At 45.7% G+C, this 18,779-nt stretch carries 15 protein-coding genes; 9 read left to right on the top strand and 6 right to left on the bottom strand.

Translation table 11 applies throughout. The features are described 5' to 3' along the window. Nucleotide 1: 1 nt before the first annotated feature. Nucleotides 2-457, bottom strand: coding sequence for a MaoC family dehydratase (locus DXN04_RS29670; protein ID WP_116857049.1), 456 nt, complete (start codon nt 455-457; stop codon nt 2-4). Between the two features lie 378 nt (nt 458-835). On the opposite strand from DXN04_RS29670, the gene DXN04_RS29665 reads away from it, so the two are divergent. Together DXN04_RS29665 and DXN04_RS29660 are read left to right on the top strand one after the other, a co-directional pair. Further along, nucleotides 836-3,979, top strand: coding sequence for an AsmA-like C-terminal region-containing protein (locus DXN04_RS29665; protein WP_116857048.1), 3,144 nt, complete (start codon nt 836-838; stop codon nt 3,977-3,979). Between the two features lie 191 nt (nt 3,980-4,170). Next, a complete protein-coding gene (locus DXN04_RS29660; RefSeq protein WP_116857047.1) occupies nt 4,171-4,707 on the top strand; it encodes a YciE/YciF ferroxidase family protein in 537 nt (178 codons plus the stop codon). Nucleotides 4,708-4,809: 102 nt separating this feature from the next. Here the strand turns inward: DXN04_RS29660 and DXN04_RS29655 are convergent, their stop codons facing one another. Next, complete coding sequence (locus tag DXN04_RS29655; RefSeq protein ID WP_147320097.1) at nt 4,810-5,319, bottom strand: hypothetical protein; 510 nt, start codon at nt 5,317-5,319, stop codon at nt 4,810-4,812. A gap of 135 nt (nt 5,320-5,454) precedes the next feature. Between DXN04_RS29655 and DXN04_RS29650 the strand changes: the two genes are divergently transcribed. Continuing rightward, entirely contained in the window at nt 5,455-5,799 is a 345-nt protein-coding gene (locus tag DXN04_RS29650; protein WP_116857045.1) for a hypothetical protein, read from the top strand. 31 nt (nt 5,800-5,830) lie between these two features. On the opposite strand, the gene DXN04_RS29645 is transcribed toward DXN04_RS29650, so the two are convergent. Continuing rightward, nucleotides 5,831-6,487, bottom strand: a complete 657-nt coding sequence (locus DXN04_RS29645; RefSeq protein WP_233525720.1) for a sterol desaturase family protein — start codon at nt 6,485-6,487, stop codon at nt 5,831-5,833. 52 nt (nt 6,488-6,539) lie between these two features. On the opposite strand from DXN04_RS29645, the gene DXN04_RS36015 reads away from it, so the two are divergent. Continuing rightward, nucleotides 6,540-7,076 carry a hypothetical protein gene (locus DXN04_RS36015; RefSeq protein WP_116857044.1) on the top strand — a complete coding sequence of 179 codons (537 nt, stop codon included), beginning with the start codon at nt 6,540-6,542 and terminating at the stop codon, nt 7,074-7,076. Between the two features lie 32 nt (nt 7,077-7,108). Here DXN04_RS36015 and DXN04_RS29635 read toward each other — a convergent pair whose 3' ends face one another. After that, a complete protein-coding gene (locus tag DXN04_RS29635) occupies nt 7,109-7,546 on the bottom strand; it encodes an Hsp20/alpha crystallin family protein (RefSeq protein WP_116857102.1) in 438 nt (145 codons plus the stop codon). Nucleotides 7,547-7,791: 245 nt separating this feature from the next. Between DXN04_RS29635 and DXN04_RS29630 the strand changes: the two genes are divergently transcribed. From DXN04_RS29630 to DXN04_RS29615, 4 genes are read left to right on the top strand one after another with little or no spacing between them, the layout of a single operon-like run. Further along, complete coding sequence (locus tag DXN04_RS29630) at nt 7,792-7,986, top strand: hypothetical protein (protein WP_116857043.1); 195 nt, start codon at nt 7,792-7,794, stop codon at nt 7,984-7,986. A gap of 40 nt (nt 7,987-8,026) precedes the next feature. After that, nucleotides 8,027-9,445 carry a hypothetical protein gene (locus DXN04_RS29625; RefSeq protein ID WP_116857042.1) on the top strand — a complete coding sequence of 473 codons (1,419 nt, stop codon included), beginning with the start codon at nt 8,027-8,029 and terminating at the stop codon, nt 9,443-9,445. Further along, entirely contained in the window at nt 9,438-11,564 is a 2,127-nt protein-coding gene (locus tag DXN04_RS29620) for a hypothetical protein (RefSeq protein ID WP_116857041.1), read from the top strand. Before DXN04_RS29625 ends, DXN04_RS29620 begins: the two co-directional genes overlap by 8 nt. Before the next feature lie 17 nt (nt 11,565-11,581). Continuing rightward, on the top strand, nt 11,582-14,167 hold the full coding sequence (locus DXN04_RS29615; RefSeq protein WP_116857040.1) for a hypothetical protein: 2,586 nt from the start codon (nt 11,582-11,584) through the stop codon (nt 14,165-14,167). A gap of 50 nt (nt 14,168-14,217) precedes the next feature. Here DXN04_RS29615 and DXN04_RS29610 read toward each other — a convergent pair whose 3' ends face one another. Further along, nucleotides 14,218-16,617 carry a PAS domain-containing protein gene (locus tag DXN04_RS29610; RefSeq protein WP_116857039.1) on the bottom strand — a complete coding sequence of 800 codons (2,400 nt, stop codon included), beginning with the start codon at nt 16,615-16,617 and terminating at the stop codon, nt 14,218-14,220. A gap of 27 nt (nt 16,618-16,644) precedes the next feature. Beyond that, a complete protein-coding gene (locus DXN04_RS29605) occupies nt 16,645-17,091 on the bottom strand; it encodes a response regulator (RefSeq protein WP_116857038.1) in 447 nt (148 codons plus the stop codon). Nucleotides 17,092-17,359: 268 nt separating this feature from the next. Here DXN04_RS29605 and DXN04_RS29600 point away from each other — a divergent pair, with 268 nt between their 5' ends. Beyond that, nucleotides 17,360-18,757: an ATP-binding protein gene (locus tag DXN04_RS29600; protein ID WP_116857037.1), complete on the top strand. Its 1,398-nt coding sequence runs from the start codon at nt 17,360-17,362 to the stop codon at nt 18,755-18,757. Nucleotides 18,758-18,779: the final 22 nt, after the last annotated feature.

The following is an 18,779-nucleotide window of genomic DNA, read 5'->3' as shown; positions in this document are numbered from 1 at the left end:
CCTAGAAGTGATACAAAAACACCACATCACCCACATAAGCAGGTTTGTTCTTCCCCTTAATATTAAGCGTAGCCGTAATTACCACCTTGGTAACCCCTCTCAAATCAATGATAGATTTGAGCTTCGCATTCAGCTGCACCTCATCATTCACCAATACCGCCTGGCCAAATTTAAAACTCTCGATACCATAGTTGATCTCCATCTTCACATTGCGGATATCTGCAATCTGCTTCCAGAGATAAGGAATCAATGACAATGTCAAATAACCATGGGCAATGGTAGCTTTGAAAGGTCCTTCATTCTTTGCCTTCTCTTCATCGCAATGGATCCATTGATGATCAAGCGTTGCATCGGCAAATTTATTGATCTGGGCCTGGTCTATTTTATGCCATTCAGAATTACCAATTTCTTTACCTTCAAATGCTTGATATTCTGCGAAACTATTGACGATTACCATACTTCCTTTTTATTATTAAAAGTTTTAAAAAGACCCTGACAGTTCAAAACAGGCTGACAGGAAAAGCGAATTTATAACATTCGTATTATTTTTTCATAATGTCTTTCTGAAAGAAAGTGTATCAATTGAGCCGGCCACATACTTTAACGAATCACAATTAACTTTTTTGTCAATTATTCCCCAAAAAATACCCCCGCCAATACACAAATAATTGCTACCCCCTTTCAAATGAATAACTAATTCTATTTATACATCCACTACTCAGGCAAACACATGCAATTTAATTAATATAACTTACTGGTATTGAGCCTATAACCTATCGAGCTCATGAAAATCTACTTACCTTTACACCAGGTCTAAAAAATACCGGTCGCTTATATGAGCTTCCTCCAAATCAAAAGAACAGCATTAAGAACACTGAAGATTGTTTCCATCACAATTGCATCACTTTTATTACTGTTATTTCTCCTCCCCGTTCTCTTTCCTACCACAATCAGCAATAAGATCAAGACGTGGACCAATAACACCATTACAGGTGATCTCAACTTCTCTAAAGCAAGACTTTCCTTCTTCAATCACTTTCCATCCCTTACCCTTACACTCTATGACTTTAGTCTCAAAGGGGCCGCTCCCTTCCAGCATGACACGCTCATCGCCGCTGATGAAGTAGCCCTCGGTGTTAACCTTGCCAGCGTATTTTCCAGTGCCGTCAGGATTGATGAGATCTACCTCACCAAAGGAAATATCCACATAATGGTTGATGCCGCAGGCCACCCTAACTACAACGTATACCAGTCTACACCGTCTTCCACCAGCACTCAGACAGACAGTAGCAGCGCATCTCTGAAAATAGCACGCATCCAGCTGGAACAATGTAATATCATTTACAATGACCAGTCCCTCCCCCTCCTTGTCAAAGCCCAAAACATCGATTATCTGGGTAAAGGAGATCTCAGCAAGGCACAGTTTGATCTGTATTCCCGCCTCCGGGCATCCTCTTTCGACCTTTCCTATGGCAATACACCTTATATCCAGAATAAAAAGCTGGATGGGGAACTGATCACTAAAGTCAATACCAATTCCCTGGACCTGGTGTTCGAAAAGAACGATCTTAAAATAAATGAACTCCCCGTTCAATTGAATGGGAAATTCGGGTTCCTGAAGAACGGCTATGCGATGGATTTCAAACTCCTTTCAAAAGAATCCAGTCTCAACGCCATTTTCAGTGCCCTTCCCCATGAATATACCACCTGGTTAGAACAGACACATATCGAGGGCTCAGCGGATGTAAATGCTACCCTAAGCGGCCAATACATTGCTGAAACGAACACCATGCCCGACCTGACCTTTAATGTACAAATCAGGAACGGCATGATCTCCAACGCAAAAGCCCCAGCCCCCGTAAAAAACCTGTTCCTCAACTTCCAGTCACAGCTACGACAATTAAATACCGATAGCCTGATCGTGAATATCGATTCTGTTTTCTTCAATATTGACAAGGACTATTTCAGTGCCATTATGCAATTAAAAGGCCTGACCACACCCGAGGTTCATGTAAAACTAAATACCGACATTGACCTTGAAAAATGGAGTAAAGCCGTAGGCCTTCAATCATTTGAAATGAAAGGTCGATTCCAGGCACACCTGCTGGCAGATGGGAAATATGCAAAATCGGTCGTCTACCATGGACTGCAAAAACAGGCGGATACTGTCATTAGCAGTATCCCTGTATTCAGTTTACAATCCAGCTTCCATAACGGGTATGTAAAATATGCCTCCCTGCCCAAAGCCGTTGACAATATCAACTTCAATATCCAGGCATCCTGCCCTGATAGTAATTATGCACATGCCATCTTTGCGATCAAAGATATCAATGCAAATGTGCTGAACAATTATATCAAAGGCTATTTCCAGGTCAGCAATGGCAGCAGCCCGCTTGTAGATGCCAACCTGGAAGGAATCCTTCACCTGGAAGATGTGAAGCAGTTCTACCCACTGGATAGCACTTCCCTGGCCGGCGACCTGCATATTAACATCGTTACTAAAGGTAGCTATGTGCCCGTAAAGAGATTATTCCCTGTCACCACCGCTACCCTGACCATGAACAATGGTGCTGTGCAGACAAAATATTATCCCAGCCCCCTGGAGAAAATCAATATCGATGCCACTATTACCAATACTACGGGTACTTTCCAATCACTGGTCGTAAATCTCAAGCCAGTCTCCTTTGAATTCGAAGGTCAGCCATTTGTGCTGAAAGCAGACTTCAACAACTTCGACAACCTGCGTTATGATATTAGCTCCAATGGTACGATCGACCTGGGCAAAATCTATAAAGTATTTGCTCAGCAAGGCTATGATGTAAAAGGACTGATCAAAACAAACCTGTCTCTGCGCGGTACCCAAAGCGATGCTATGGCCGGGCGTTACAACAAACTGAACAACAAAGGAAGCCTGGTTGTAAAAGATATCACCCTGTCATCAGACCTCTTCCCACTGCCATTTTATATTTCCAACGGGGTATTCCGTTTTGACCAGGACAAAATGTGGTTCGATCAGTTCAATGCCCGTTATGGTAAATCCAATATTCGCCTCGATGGTTATTTAAGTAACGTGATCGGATATGCGATGCTAAAGAACCAGGTCCTGCATGGCAACTTTGACCTGAAAAGCGATTATATCCTTGTAGATGAGCTGATGGTGAACGGCGCCACGACTTCCCCTACAAGCACCACCACTACATCTCCGGGAGTCGTGATGGTACCGGCCAACTTATCGCTGACCCTGAATGCCGATGCTGCGCGCATTCATTTCAATGGGATCAACATCACCGGCTTCCATGGCCAGCTGGTCATTGACAGCAATTACCTGCAGCTGAATAAAACCGGCTTTACCATGATTGGCGCACCTGTGGAAATGGATGCAAAATACACCAGTCTCTCCCCGAAGAAGGCTACATTTGATTACCGGATCAGCGCACAGGAATTCGACATCCGGCGGGCTTACAAAGAAATAAAAATCTTCCATGACATGGCCAGCTCCGCAGCCAGCGCAAGCGGCATCGTAGGACTTGACTACCATTTAAGCGGACGACTGGACGAGCACATGAACCCGGTCTATCCTTCCCTGAAAGGAGAAGGTGTCTTGTCCGTGAAGAAGGTAAAAATGAAAGGCTTCCGTTTGTTCAATGCAGTTAGCAGCGCTACAGGCAAAGAAGATGTGAGAGACCCTGATCTTTCTAAAATCAATATCAAGTCGAAGATCAATAATAACATCATTACAATCGAGCGGACTAAAATGCGGGTAGCAGGATTCCGTCCCAGGTTTGAAGGGCAGGTCAGCTTTGATGGAAGACTGAACCTGAAAGGCCGGCTGGGCTTGCCGCCATTCGGCATCCTGGGCATCCCCTTCAATGTAACGGGTACACAAAGTAACCCGGTAGTGAAGCTGAAAAGAGGAAGTGACAAAGACACGCTCGAAGAAACGGAAGATGCGGATGACCAGGACAATGCAATGAAATAATCAGGACAATGCATGGAATAATAAGGAACATCTTCGGGTGTTCCTTTTTTTTTGGAAAATTCTCCGGTACGGGATTTATTCCCACTCTACTGGCACCTCCTTTCCACAAAATCTTCTGAAAAAACGGCCAGAGACCCATGGCATATTTTTTCCCTCCTTATTAATATGCTTAACCTTCAAAAACTTTATACATGGAACTTCTTAAAGGATCATTGATTCACTCCAAACTGGACGATTTCTTTGCTACCATGCTATCTGAAATCTACTGGTCAGAAAAGAACCTGATAAACGTATTGACAACTATGGCCAATGCTGCCTCAGAAACAGAACTGCAGGAAGCATTTAATGCACATAGAAGCGAGACTGAAACACATATCCAGCGCCTGGAACAAGTGTTCACCCTGTTGGGTATCGCCGCAGAACCAGTTCCCAGCATAGGATTACAGGGCCTGTTTGACGAAGGCTGGCAGGTAATCGATGAAACAGAAGAAGGCTCGGCTCAAAGAGATGTTGCGCTCATTATCGCTGCCCAGAAAGTTGAACATTATGAAATGTCCTGCTATGGCAGCCTTGTCACCCTGGCCAGAACCCTGGGGCAGAAAGAAGTAGCAGACCTGCTGGCCCAGACCCTGCTGGAGGAAAAAGAAACTGACGCAAAGCTGACGATTATTGCGGAATCACATATTAATGAGGAAGCTAGTCAGGAACCCGCAGAATCAGGGCTTTAAAGAAATGAGGTTGTAGCAAAAGTAAATTTCCGGAATTTAACCCGGATTCCTGATGGAAAGAATTTTCTATGCCGTCAATTTACTTTTTCTACAACCTCTTTTTTATAATTTCTTAATTGAACTGATTTCAATCCCGTTAAAACAATCATCCGCACAATTCTTTTCTGCATACCCCGCCGTTGATATCATCCCATCATTCTTTGCCTCAAAATACACATAAGCATTATCCCTCTTCTTCAACCACTCCTTCGCTGCAAGCTCATATACCTCATCCAGTGTCTGCAAGGCCGCCCCTTCTGTATGCGATCCCAAGGATCCTGCATCTTCCGCCCACTCCTTCATAAACACGATGGCATAACCCGTGTCCGCACTTTGCACTGCAACAAAAGATCGTGCTACAACTTTTCCTTTCTGAATTGTAAGCGTTGTCTCTGTACGATACCGCGTCCAGCTATTAGTTGTCACCACATACTTGTAACTATTATCTGAAGCCGCCTTAAAAGCAATATAAAACTCTTTACTCCTGGATAAATCATCCTGGTACTCCACCTTTTTACAGGCACCAAAAAGGGAAACGATTAACAAAACCACAAACGGGCAAACATTTTTCATTTATATAGGTTTCAGGTTTAAACGTTGCATAGGTCACAGAAGTTACACCCCAACCTGAAGCATTGCGTTCAAACAACCTTCCGCACAGGAACCAAATAAAATTCTTTATTAAGATTTTCTCATATTTTTGTCGCTATGAAAAATATACCCTACATCTTGCTCTATATCCTCCTGCTTGCTGTATGGAGCATCCTGTTCTATAATGTGTTCATACCCGAAAAAGGTGGTTTCGCCATGCTTGCATTATTCGGCGCGGCTGTATTTTTCAGCGGTATCTGGGCGGTGCTGGCTTCCCTCTCTCATAAGTGGATTGGATGGAAAGGATATGGTATGTTATTACTCCCCCCTGTCATTCTGATCGTATTCATCCTGGGCGTAGATCAAACTACTTTTAAATATGCACTGGGCCTCACTGCCATCAGCGAACTGGTCTCTTTCATCAAGATACTGTTCTACAGAAGAAAGCTGCTCCGCAATTGATTTAATACAAGGTTTCAAACGGCGTAAGCACCTATCTGTAAGTATTAAACAGCCTGTCCCATATACTGGTGTAAAAACCAAAATTATGCTGAAGATCCTGGTGGTGATCGTGATGAAACGTAGATGTGCCCAGGTACTTAATCACCGGCCATTGCCGCAGCTTCTCCGGCAACGGCTCAATGCCCAGATGTCCCGCCAGGCCAAAGATGACATTCACTACCAGATAAATAATGATTGCATAAATATTAAACCCATACACCATCAATAGCGACAACCACAAACTCCCAAATCCTATGGTCTCCACAGGGTGCAGTACAAACAAATCTATCGGCCTGGGGTCTATTGCCTCGTGATGCAACTGGTGCACGGCCTTATATAAAAACGTCTTGTGAATAATGATATGAAAAACATACATCAACAGATCCATCGCCACAAACAGGAATATAAAATCAACTAAAATCTGCCACGAAGTCTCCAGCCCAATCACAATCCATCCTTTCGAAAACAACCAAAACCCTACATACGTCACCACGGTATTCAGTACATTGGTAATTAAACAAATTCCCCACTCCCTCGCCGTATATCCCCCCTTATAAAAATATCGGCCTGTTAACAACACCGCACAGGTGATCATCACATTTTCTATAAAGAAAATGAGCCACACAACTCCAATCGGTAGGTGCAACAAATATTGTAGTAAGTTATTTATCCTTCAAATATAAAATTTCTAAATTTACCCCATGAAAAAAACCATACTTTACCTCTGCCTACTGTTGGCCACCCACACCGCTTTTGCAGTCACCGACAGCAGCGGCACCTGGATCGACCAGGTCAGAACCCTCAGGGACGCTATCTACAAGCGTGATAAAGAAACCACCAAAACCTTCTTTACTTTCCCTTACAACAATCCCGAATTCTGGTACATCTTCAGCGTTCCCAAACTCGCTGAAAAAGAAGCCCCTGTCACAGCGCAATCTTTCGATCTCTACTTTGACAAGATCTTCGATAAAGCATTCGTGACTTCCTTCCTGAAAATAAAAACAAAAGACCTGTACGAAAAAGGCTCGGCTAAAACCGCCGAATTCACAGATAACCAGGAAGAATACTATAGCATGGAAGCTACCTACGACAAGGCTGAACAAACAGTTACTCTCCAGCTCAGCGGCTACAATAAAAAAGCCGATCCTGAAATGGGTGGCGGGGAATATGCTATCTTTTATGTCTTTAAAATAAAAGACGGCAAACTAAAATTTGATAAAGTTCTCATGGCAGGATAAAAAAAGGCAGACCAGGTGGTCTGCCTTTTTACTTAGCCAATTTCAATCAGCCTTGGCCCCTGCTTCTTAGCTTCCTCTTTCTTAGGAATTGTCAGATGCAATAACCCATTCTCATACTTCGCATTTATTTTATCCGCATCTACCACATCTTTAGGTAACTGGAAGCTGCGTTTGAATGACTGATAACTAAATTCCCTACGGGTATAATTTTCCTCTTTCTTCTCATCCTGGTGCTGCTTTTCAGAAGAAATAGTCAGCATCGTACCATCCAGTGTAATATTAAAATCTTTCTTATCCATACCAGGTGCCGCTACCTCTACTTCAAACGATTCTGCAGACTCCTTAATGTTCACAGATGGTACTGTGGTATTACTTGCTGAAAAGTTGTTATTACCCCAGTTAATCAATTCACGGCTGAAAAAATCATCAAATACTGAAGGAAACGTGTGATTTCTTTTAATGATAGACATAGTAAAACTCGTTTTAAAAGTTAAACAATACCAATTTTTCAACACCCTAAATCCTTCAAACCCGGTGCCAGTCAGCACAACCTGAATTTTTTTCAGGGAATCTGACATTTTTATCAATAAAATGTGAAAATATTTCAGTCCTCACCAGGAAGGTTGTTATTAAATCAAACTTCCTTACTTTTGAGCCTGTTAATGTTCGTACGCAATTATAATGTTGCCTCATTTTTCATATAAACGGATCATCCATGCCATCACCCATATTCATATCCTTACTTGAAAGCAGCCGCCTGGAACAGCAACAAATCAGTATCTACATCACCCACGCTATACTGCAAGGTATCGTGAGCAACCTGTACCCGGAAGCCGTAGAGCTCAGGACGCATGATGGTAAAAGATGTGTCGTAGACCTGGAAAAGATTGAGGCCATCATCACATTGTAAGCTCCCTTTTTATATCAGCATATCTTTAATTGAAAACATTATGGACAAAACCCAACAATCCCTACCGGGACTGATCAGACAGGTACTGGGTAGCCTACACGCAGAAACAGTGATCAAAGCACAGATTCTGCAGCTGGCCAAAAGCCACCTGCATGAACCGGCAGTTATTACCGCCCTGCTACAGGTATTACCTGATGTCAAAGACAAGAAGTTGCGGGATGAGATCATGTTCTTCCTATCCTCCCTCAATACCTCCCGGTTTCCCGAGCCACGCATTCTCTTCGATGCCCTGCTTCAGTTCTTCAGACAGGAAAAGGAAAGAGACACCCGCGTTGCCATCCTGTTCAGATTACAGGATAGTATTCACCAGGACCAGCAACTGGTAGACTTCTTCATCGAACTCTCTGCCACTCCTAATCTTAGTGAACCCGAAATGGTAGCTATCCAGGATACCCTGGCAAGCCTGCCCCTCATCACGGAAGATATGGCCGTTGCTGCCCTGGAGAAACATCGTAATTCACCTACCCTGCTGCAATCACAAGCCCTCACCCTGGCAGAGAAATGCACCCGCTGGGGCGATAAACTCTTTGCCGCCGCACAGCCTTACCTCGACATCAAAAACGATCCGGATATCCGCCTTCGCGTGATGCGCCGTCTCGCAGATAATAAACAAATGAGTGATGCCCAGCTCATTACCTTAGCTACAGCACTCTCCAATACCGGCACCAATGGTATTCGCTATGAACTGCTGGAACTCATCAAACCATCCATGCGCATTCCGGAAATCAGGCTGGCCCTGGCCAATGCTTTCGCTGCCAACCCTTCCGTGTATGACGAGGGCGAATTTGCTGCCATCACCGATATGCTGGCCCCTTACATGGGCAGGGATGCGCACATCAGCAATATCCTGCTGGAAAGTATTAAAGACCTGCCGCTGGCAGAACATAGAAGAAAGATACTTTCACTCATAACCAGCCGCCTGAAAACAGAACAGATCCTCGACCCGCTCATACACCTCTTCAACCGGGAAAGAGACGAGCGGATCCGCGAAGTATTGTTCAACCAGGTGAAAGCCCTCTCCGTAGCACGTCATCCGCAACTGGTCGATGTATTTGCTGCCGAACTTACAGAACCCGGTTCTCCGTTCAGGGTTACCTGTGCCAGCCTGCTGGCCAATGTAGCAGAGATCTACCCACAAGTGATCCCTGCACTCGAAGATGTGCTGCTCTATGATACCGACAGGGAACTGCTGCGCCTCTGCCTCGATGGTTATCTGCGCCCCGGCGTTCCCCATCGCTTCGATGTACTGCTTACGGTAGTACGCAATGAATTAATTGATACCCTCTCCAGACAAAAAGCACTGGACGCTATTGTTAAACTGGACCTGGATGCCACTCAGCAACAATCACTCGCTGATGCCCTTTCCGGTATTAAACCCAACGTATTAAAATATGAGTAAGATCACTGATGAGATCCGGGAAAGACGGGCAGCACTTACCTCCCAGAGTTTAATGATGCTGGATCTGGTGCCCCACTCGGATACTGATGCAAAGTATTCTCTGTTATCAGGTGCTACCCCTTATCTCCACGACCCCGCCATTGCAGAGAAATGGCTGTCACTGATTGCCACTGAAACTGATAGCACCCTGAAAGCGGATATGATCCGACAGCTGGCAGGCACCGGCCTTCGCCAGCTGAGCAATACCACAGAGCTGATCAACATTATGATCGCCTCCCTGGCTCAGGATGAATCGAGGGACCTGATCCTGCCTGTCCTAGGCCGTTTGTCCATCACAGACCCAACAGCCAGGCAACACCTCATTCAATTTTATAAACAACAGGAGAATGCTGACACCAGCCGCCTTATCCTCTCCTGGCTTCTAATACCTGTTGATGCCAGCCCTGCAGACATAGCTTTCTACAAAGAGATCATGAACCAGGCAGATGAAACTGATAAACTGGTCATTGTAAACAGGCTCTTACTACAGGATACCTTGGACCTGGAAACAATTACCAAACTATTACAGCCGGATGAACCGGTAGCCATCAAAGAAATGGTACTCCGTTTCTGCTTCGACCGCTCCTTCGTTCCCGTAGCAGCACTGGTTAAATTGATAGCAACAGATACAACCCCTTTTATCCGCATCTGGTGCATCCAGTTACTGGCCGTACATGGTATAGACAGCACAGAGCTGACAGACACTATCCTGCACGCCTATACCCAGGACCCGGATCAAAGTGTAAAACAGGCTGCTTTAAGGGTATTTGAATACAGCCTCCTACTTACACCCGCTATCATTGCCCACCTGTGTGCACAACTCGCTACTGCCCAAAATCTGCAACTGTTATATCTCTTAGCCCCTTACACGGCTAAAAATGAAACGCTTGTAAATGCCCTGCTGGAGCTATCATCACAAAACATCAGGGCAGATCTCGCTGTCGCCATTTACAATATTCTAGGAAAACTCATCGCGCAGCGCCCTGCCCTCTTCGAGCGCTTCGTTCAGGCTTACGAACAGGAACAGAAAGAAGAATGCCGCACGGCTATTTTACAGGCTATTACAAGCTTCACGCCTAACGATGATAGCCTGAACAGTTTTTACAGCAAAGCACTTCAGGCCCCTTCCGCTGCCATCAAAGAAGCCGGCATCAAAGGCATCCTCCTCATTCCTCTCACAAAAGCAAACACCGAAGTAGTGGAAGCTGCAGCTCCCGTGCTGCTTCATACACAACTGAACAGGGAACTCCGTCGCCTGCTGGCAAAGAAGATCAGTATGATTCCACTGCTCAGCCCTGCCACTGTGAAAATATTCAGCCAACTGGCCGATCACGAACAGGACCAGACCATCAAAGAGATCTGCACAAAGGTGCAGGAGAACGCCATCTCACAGGCAGGCAGCTCCAATATCAACTGGGAGCAATGGTTGCACAAGGCAGATGTGGAGCATAATTTCTCAGGCATCTTCCCTCATATATGGATGTATTATGGTGAAAACCCGGAAATGGCTAACCGTATTCTCTGGGCAGCACTCACACCGGGAAATAGCAGCAGCCTGTATCAGGAAGGCATCAGTGATATTGAAATACTCCGCTTCCTGGCGGTGCACAAAGGCATGGATGATCAACTGAGCAGGTATGCACTCACACAGCTACTGACCATTGACCTCGGCAATGAATCCAAATTCAATCACTACCTGCTGGCACTAAAAGGTAATCCTGGCTTCGCTGAACTGAGAGAAGGTCTCTGGCAATTGCTGGAGAAAAGAGGCCGCTACATCAACCTCATTTTGCTGGACGAAGTATTACAACCCAACGAAGCCGAATTCAGGCAACAGATCGACAAGCAGCAAACACCTGCCGGCATTATTCCATACATCAGTTACCTGCAGGCAAACTGTAGCTGGGCACCCGTTCCGGACCTGCTGCAGCACATCATGGCAAAGCCTTTTGTATCACAGGACAATGATGCCATGAGAGCAATGAAAGATGCCTGCCGCAATGCCTGTATAGATGCAGAGGCTTTACAACGTAACGTAGCCCCCACTACCAATGATGATGGACCCGGATTTGCTGATTAACCTAAACTAATTTGAAGATGTCAGAAGCACTTGCTTTATTCGATATATTAATTTCCGCAGAACGATCAGAACACGAAAGACTGGAAGCACTCAATAGCCTGCAACCATTTCTTGAAACTGATGAAGCGGTGGAAAAACTGGCTGCTGCCGCCAGGGCGGAAAATACCCTTTCTGTGCGGGCACGTATGCTGGAATACTTAGTGAACATACCTCTTACCCGCCTCAGTCAGCGGGAAGCACTGACCGATACACTGAGCTGGTTTGCCTGCCTGGAACCTGAAAGACCATTGCGCCTGCTGGCAATTGAAGCCCTCAGCAACCTTGCAGCGCACCTGGATAGTGTACAGGAAATACTTGCTGATACACTGGTGAATGACCTGGATCCTGTTATTCAGCAGGTATGCCTGGATGGACTGAGTAAGATTGTCAACATCTCTGCCGACACCATTACCAAAGTAAGCGAATTTATTGCCCTGGCACCTGCCAGCGTGAAACCCGGCTTATTCAACCTGGTGAAACGCTTCCCGACAGATGCTGCTGCCACACTGGCTTTACAATTCCTCTCTCCGTTGGAGACACGGCATACAAGAGAAGCTGCAATTGCCTTCTTAGCCAGCTTACCAGCTCCTTCTGCCACCGTGATTGAAAATCTTTCGGCCAGATTTATATCAGAAACTGACCTGTCTATAAGAGCAGCAATCATACAACTATTGTCGGATCTCCGTGAGATTGACACTACTTTGTTCACCGGCATCTTTGCCGCCCTGCAAAAAGCACCTGATCAGCCGGAACTGCTGGCATTGATCAGGGACAGGCTGGTAGCGCATCCTGAGTTACAAACAGCCTTAACGCAACTGTTTGCTCAAACCCCTTCTGCCGGTCTGAAAATACGCGTGCTGTCTTTATTAGCGCATTGCGAAGTGCCGGAATTACTGATCACCGCACTCAATGATAAGAATCCTTATGTAAGAGAAGCAGCCATTTCATACCTGGAAAAGAAGTTTGTACTGCACCAGGATTTGTTAGAACCAGCCCTGGCAGCTGCTGTCAAACAAGAGCCCTTACTTGCATTGCGTGGTGCGCTGATCAATGTACTGCTCAACAGTGGCCGTAAATCAGCAGCGACCCTGCAACTGCTGACAGAACTTGCTGTCGCAGAAACAGATCATTTCCTGAAAACACAGCTGATCAATGCCGTGCTGGAAGTACCTGTTACCCCTGCCAATAAAGCCGCTTTATTACAGTTGTTCAGAGAAGTACTGGAAGCTAACTGGTATCCTGATCACACGCGCAATGCAGTCATAGAAAGACTCAAAACCTTCTCCTACAGCGATTCTCCCGACCTGAAACGCAGCCTGGGATTATTGCTGGAGCAGTCCAAAGATATCCGTGAACTGGCAGCTACCTACGGCCTGCTCAAAACACTGGAAGCAGATTTCAGTGAATTAGCACCCGCCATCACGACCTCCCTGTACAGGCATATCGCCTACTATCCACAGTCTCCGCTGGACGAATGGGTACAGCTGCTGGGCAAACTCGCAGCTACCGATGCCAGCGTAAGGGCACAGCTCCCGCATATTGTCTCCCTCACAAAAGCCAACTGGCTGCTGAGTGACACCGACAAAGCTGACCAGACAGGTGCTTTCCTCCCTGCCTTCAGGCAAACCCTGATGAAGAAAAATGGTATGCAGACCTTCATGGAAGCAGAAAGAATGCTCCAGGATGCATGGCAGAACCGCACTATTAAAAAGGCAGAAGTAATTGAATTATATAAGCTGCTGTTAAGCATGCCTAAACCCGGTGGCATTCTCCACCAGTTATTACAGATCATGCAGACGGGCAAACTGGTAACTCCCGAACTGGTGCAGATCAGCCTTGACTACCTGCAGTATGCTTCTGACAAGGATGCTCAATACATGGTGCGCAAATACCTCGAAGGCACCGGGTTTATAGATCCTGCATACAGGGCACAACTGGATCGTTTATTTACCCCGGAGAACTATGCAAAGCATATTGCCTTCAGCATGCCTACCCTTCATTCCAAGAGACGATATGCTACTTTAAATGACTGGGAATATCAGGGCTGGGCAGCATTGTATAGCCAATGGCCCATAGCAGAACTGCTCTTTGCGCTGGAACCGGGCGACCTGATTAACCAGGTATTCAGTCATGTCACAGATGCTGCAAGACCTGAAGCCACGCTACCTTATGTAGTATTAGAACACCTCTTCAGGCAGTCAGGTGGTAAATGGGCAAGAGCAATCTACAACGACACAGCGCAGTTACAGTCCTTCTTAACCCTGCTGTATAACAATATCAGGCAACTGCCCGGGGGCAATGCACTAAGAGATAGAATGGTGTATGTATTCTGGAAAAAGTGGAATGACTATGCAAGACAGGCCGAACCTACCCGGGAACAGGCTATAGCAGCCGCTGAAGTATATATAGAAGTATGTAAAGTGCTGAAGCGCCTGGAACCAACATTTGCAGGTAAGCAATTCCCACTTGTATTAAACAAAATGGACAAAGAAACACTGCAACAACAATGGCCCTGGGGCCAGGAAATATGGGAACTCTTCGAAGCTAAGCTTCCCAAACAATAATAGAAGAACGCTTTTGCCGCATACTGGCAAAAGCGTTCTTCATTAAGACATTATGCAACCGGGAATAACAAGGTAAACACCGATCCCTGATCCGGGAACCCTTCCGCCGTTATCACGCCCTTATGATTATCCATTATCTTTTTACAGATCGCCAGGCCGATCCCGGTGCCCTCAAACTGGTTCCGCACATGCAATCGCTGGAACACCTGGAAAATCCGCTCACTAAACTGCGGATCGAACCCAATCCCATTATCAGCTATCGTGATTTTATGATGCGGCAGTCCACCCACCAGCGTGTACACATTGTCTTCCATCTTCACTTTGATCAGGGGCTTCACGCCCTTCCTCGAAAACTTCAATGCGTTGTTCAGCAAGTTCATAAACAGTTGTTCCATCTGGTAAGGGATCGCTGACAATACCGGCAGTAAATCATACTCTATCACCGCCTCCTTCTTATCTATCTGATCACTCAACTGCTCCTTCACCCTCAGCAATACCTGCGTCAGATCTACATATTCAAACAGTTGCTCCCCGTTATTACTAGTTCTTGAAAACGATAACAGGTCTTCTATCAGCTGCCGCATCCGCTGCGCTGCCGCCTGCATACGGTTGAAATAATCCTTCCCTTTATCTGAAATGTTTTTATACTCTGTTTCCAGCAACCGACTGGTAAAAGTCTGGATCTTTCTCAAAGGCTCCTGCAGGTCATGACTCGCCACATATGCAAACTGCGCCAGCTCCTCATTGGAATTTCTCAGGTCATCGTTGGATTTCTGCAATTCCTTTGTTCTCGCCTGTACTTCCGCCTCCAGTTTGTCAATAAACATTTTGCCCTCATGAATATCAGTCGTAGAGCCTACCCACATCTTCACATTGCCTTCCGTATCTTTTTGCGGTACAGTACGGGTCAGGTGCCAGCGGTAAGTACCATCCGCTTTTTTCATCCGGTGTTCAATCTGGTATTCTATCCCTTTTGCAACAGCATCTTTCCATACAGGTAAGTTCCTGATCAGGTCTTCAGGATGTATTACAGTGAACCATCCTACCCCATTCAATTGCTCAAGCGTCATTCCTGTAAATTCGAAATACCGTTTGCTCGCATAGTTTAACCTGCCTTCAGGGTCTGTGGTCCAGATCATCTGCGGCAGGGTTTCGCCCAGCACCCTGAATTTTTCTTCAGACAGTCGCAGGGCCATATCCTGCTCCTTCCGCTCCGTCACATCGTATACGGTGGCCATGATGCCATATACGTTTTTTTCCAGGTCAAACAGCGGTGTATATTCAAAGTCCAGGTAAAACCGTTTCATACCATCCGGACCATTTACATATGCTATGGCCTCTTTCTCCTTGTGAGCAATACCGCTATCAAATACCTGTTGTAATAATGCAGGAAATTTCTGTCCTTCCAGTTCCGGAAATACATCCAGCAGCGTGCGCCCGGTCACCTCTTCAGAACTTCTGCGCCACAAAGTTTTCAACATGGTATAGTTTGCCATATCAATCACCATGTCCTTGCCTTTAAAAATAGCCATCGCTATAGGTGATTGCATGACCAGGTTGCGGAACTGGATCTCACTTTCCACCAGGGAATGCTTGGCTTCTACAGCCGCTGTCACATCGGTGGCAGCTACCATTACACCATCAATTTCCCCCTTAGTATTTTTTAGTGGCTGATAAACGAAATTGAAATACACCAGCTCCGGCACCCCATGCCGAAGAAGGGTAACTGGAAATTCATTGCCATAGTGTGGGGTGACAGTATCCCATACATTGTCCAGCAGCGGCTTTACTAACTCCCTCACTTCAGGCAGTACATCGTAAAGCGACCTGCCCACCACTGCCTCAATCGGTCGCGTGATCAATTCCAGGTACATGGCATTCGCCATTTCAAACACCATATCCCGCGTCCTGAAAATGGCAATCCCTACCGGTGCCTGTTCTACACTTTCCCTAAAACGACTGTCGTCGTAAACAACATCCTTGCGGATGCCTTCCCTGATATGTTCCTCCAGCTGATTCACAGATTGATATAATGTTCGGAATTCTTCAATTTTTTCCCCTCTATTCTCTACGACCAGATCGTCGTTATTTTCAGATGATAATATTTGGGTTTCTACCCCCGCCAGTAAGTCCATCAGTTCATTGGCTATTCCTTCCATATCTGTCAGCCCGGACCTTGCAGCTTCGTGGCTGCCGCTGTCATACAAGCCTATTAATTTTTGCGCACACCGATGTATGGCTGTATGTACCTGCTCCAACTGCTGCATTTCCGGCAGATGGCTGTAACGCGGTAAAACGTGGTCGTGCATCCATTTCCCAAATGCACATTCATGTTCGGATAATATAGGCACCTGATCTACTGCTCCTCCATAGAGAATCGATCGCAACTGTGCTTTAAAATGCAGATGCATCGATCTTGCCTGGTCAAATTCAAGCCTGGTCAAATTCATTGTCTTCGCCAATTGAAAGCGTTGTTCTTAAAATGAGATAAAGAAATTGTCCCGTTTAGGAAATCTCTCACTGGTATCCCAATCAATAGACAACATTTCTGCTATTGCCTTCATAAGCTCCGAAAAGGAAGAAGGCTTCCTGATATATCGGTTTGCTCCTGAAATGTACACCTGTTCGATAAATTCCGGTTGAGATGAGGTTGAAAAGATAATTACAGGAATGGACTTGAGACGTTGATCTGTCCTGATTTCTCTCAGACATTCAAAGCCATTTTTACGAGGCATATTCAAGTCCAGAAAGATCATGTCCGGAGGCGGGGGGACGCGCTCTTCCAACATATCCATGAGTTCTATACCATCCGAAATCGTAGTCAGTGTAATGTCGTCTGCCACTTCTTTGAGTGCGTCTTCAAAAAGCAGACAATCGTCGGCGTCATCATCGGCTAAAAATATATTCTTTCCACTTTTTGACATCGTCTTACATTTTTCACTGAAACAATTACTTAGACATAAATTTGTGCTTTTATAGGTCAATAGGGATGGCGCTAACGCGCTCGTCATTTAAACTTACGCAAAATACACCAAAAGCCCTACTGAATTTTTATTAAGTTCCAGTATTTAATGTTATTATAATGCAATTAGTTGTATTTATCATTGTACATTTCATCGCTTCTCTGGTCAATCCTTTCCGGAACGCCTTTTGATCTTCTCTTAAGGGCAAAATATCTTTAACTTTAAGGTTATGGTAAACATTTCCACCGAATGGCTACAATCAGTCGAGGCGTTTAAAGACGTACCCGTGTCGCAACTCCAATGGCTGGCTGAAAACAGTGAACCTAAAACCCTTCAGCCAGGGGAGTTCATGTTCAAACCTGATGAACCACTCAATGCTACTTACATCCTCATTTCAGGGAAACTTCGCCTCTACTACCTGCAGAACAATGATCCTGTAGAAATACTGGTCATGGAAGCCGGTACCATTAGTGGCTATCTTCCCTTTTCCCGTGGGTTGAAAGCAACTATCTACAGTGAAGCGATCGAGGAAACACAGCTCATGTGCTTCCCCATCGCGAAGATAGATGACATGATCCACACCCAGTTCGAACTGACCCAGGCACTGGTCCATGTCATGACAAACAGGGTGCGGGATTATACCACCCTGATGCGGCAGAATGAAAAGATGATGGCCTTGGGAAAACTCTCCGCCGGCCTGGCGCATGAACTGAACAATCCCGCTGCTGCTATCGTACGCGGAGCCTCCTCCCTGAGAAAACACCTGCAACTAATGCCGGATACCTTCCAGGAAATCATGGCCATACAGATGACCCCGGAGGACGTAACTTTCGTGAAAGACAAAATGTTCGCCATCCTAAAATCGGCCGACAGACCCAAACTCACCATGATGGAAAGAGGCGAAAAGGAAGATGAAATGGTGGACTGGCTTGAGGAGCACGATGTAAACAATGCCATGGAAATAGCGGAAAACTTCGTGGAATTCGGTTTTACCATCGATATACTGGAAGAATTCAAATCTCATATGTCACCAGATTCACTGCCAGCTGTACTCAGCTGGATTGAAAAAAACCTGGTGACAGAAAGAATGGTACTCGATATCGAAGAAGCCTCCGCACGCATCGTAAAACTGGTAGGCTCTGTCAAGACCTTTACCCACATGGACCAATCCCATGACAAGCGGGCCTCCGACCTCCGCGATGGTATCAAAAATACCCTCAACATCATGGAGTACAAACTACGCAAAGGCAATGTGCAGCTGATCGAAAACTATGATACCACCCTTCCCCCTGTCAACATCATGATCGGGGAAATGAACCAGGTATGGACCAACCTGATCGATAATGCACTGGATGCCATGCAAGGCAGGGAAAACAGTATACTCGAAATAAAAACCGAGAAAGATGGTACCTGTGTAAAGGTCTCCGTCATCGACAACGGCCCCGGTATTCCCGAGAATATTATCTCCCGGATCTTCGATCCTTTCTTTACTACCAAAGAAATTGGCAAAGGTACCGGCCTCGGTCTGGACATTACTACCCAGATCGTGAAGCAACATCATGGAAATATTAAAGTAAATTCAGTTCCGGGAAGGACACAATTCTCTGTGTCTATTCCCATCCATTAATTCACTAAAAAAAACGGTGGGC

Source organism: Chitinophaga silvisoli, assembly GCF_003412465.1.
GTDB classification, from domain to species: domain Bacteria; phylum Bacteroidota; class Bacteroidia; order Chitinophagales; family Chitinophagaceae; genus Chitinophaga; species Chitinophaga silvisoli.
This window is presented reverse-complemented; position numbering and strand designations above follow the sequence as displayed.

What these genes read in the sequence shown, in the direction of transcription:
- DXN04_RS29615 (WP_116857040.1), top strand. Translation starts at nt 11,582, where the DNA reads ATGTCAGAAGCACTTGCTTTATTCGATATATTAATTTCCGCAGAACGA.
- DXN04_RS29630 (WP_116857043.1), top strand. Translation starts at nt 7,792, where the DNA reads ATGCCATCACCCATATTCATATCCTTACTTGAAAGCAGCCGCCTGGAA.
- DXN04_RS29670 (WP_116857049.1), bottom strand. Translation starts at nt 457, where the DNA reads ATGGTAATCGTCAATAGTTTCGCAGAATATCAAGCATTTGAAGGTAAA.
- DXN04_RS29610 (WP_116857039.1), bottom strand. Translation starts at nt 16,617, where the DNA reads ATGAATTTGACCAGGCTTGAATTTGACCAGGCAAGATCGATGCATCTG.
- DXN04_RS29625 (WP_116857042.1), top strand. Translation starts at nt 8,027, where the DNA reads ATGGACAAAACCCAACAATCCCTACCGGGACTGATCAGACAGGTACTG.
- DXN04_RS29655 (WP_147320097.1), bottom strand. Translation starts at nt 5,319, where the DNA reads ATGAAAAATGTTTGCCCGTTTGTGGTTTTGTTAATCGTTTCCCTTTTT.
- DXN04_RS29605 (WP_116857038.1), bottom strand. Translation starts at nt 17,091, where the DNA reads ATGTCAAAAAGTGGAAAGAATATATTTTTAGCCGATGATGACGCCGAC.
- DXN04_RS29660 (WP_116857047.1), top strand. Translation starts at nt 4,171, where the DNA reads ATGGAACTTCTTAAAGGATCATTGATTCACTCCAAACTGGACGATTTC.
- DXN04_RS29650 (WP_116857045.1), top strand. Translation starts at nt 5,455, where the DNA reads ATGAAAAATATACCCTACATCTTGCTCTATATCCTCCTGCTTGCTGTA.
- DXN04_RS29635 (WP_116857102.1), bottom strand. Translation starts at nt 7,546, where the DNA reads ATGTCTATCATTAAAAGAAATCACACGTTTCCTTCAGTATTTGATGAT.
- DXN04_RS29620 (WP_116857041.1), top strand. Translation starts at nt 9,438, where the DNA reads ATGAGTAAGATCACTGATGAGATCCGGGAAAGACGGGCAGCACTTACC.
- DXN04_RS29665 (WP_116857048.1), top strand. Translation starts at nt 836, where the DNA reads ATGAGCTTCCTCCAAATCAAAAGAACAGCATTAAGAACACTGAAGATT.
- DXN04_RS29600 (WP_116857037.1), top strand. Translation starts at nt 17,360, where the DNA reads ATGGTAAACATTTCCACCGAATGGCTACAATCAGTCGAGGCGTTTAAA.
- DXN04_RS36015 (WP_116857044.1), top strand. Translation starts at nt 6,540, where the DNA reads ATGAAAAAAACCATACTTTACCTCTGCCTACTGTTGGCCACCCACACC.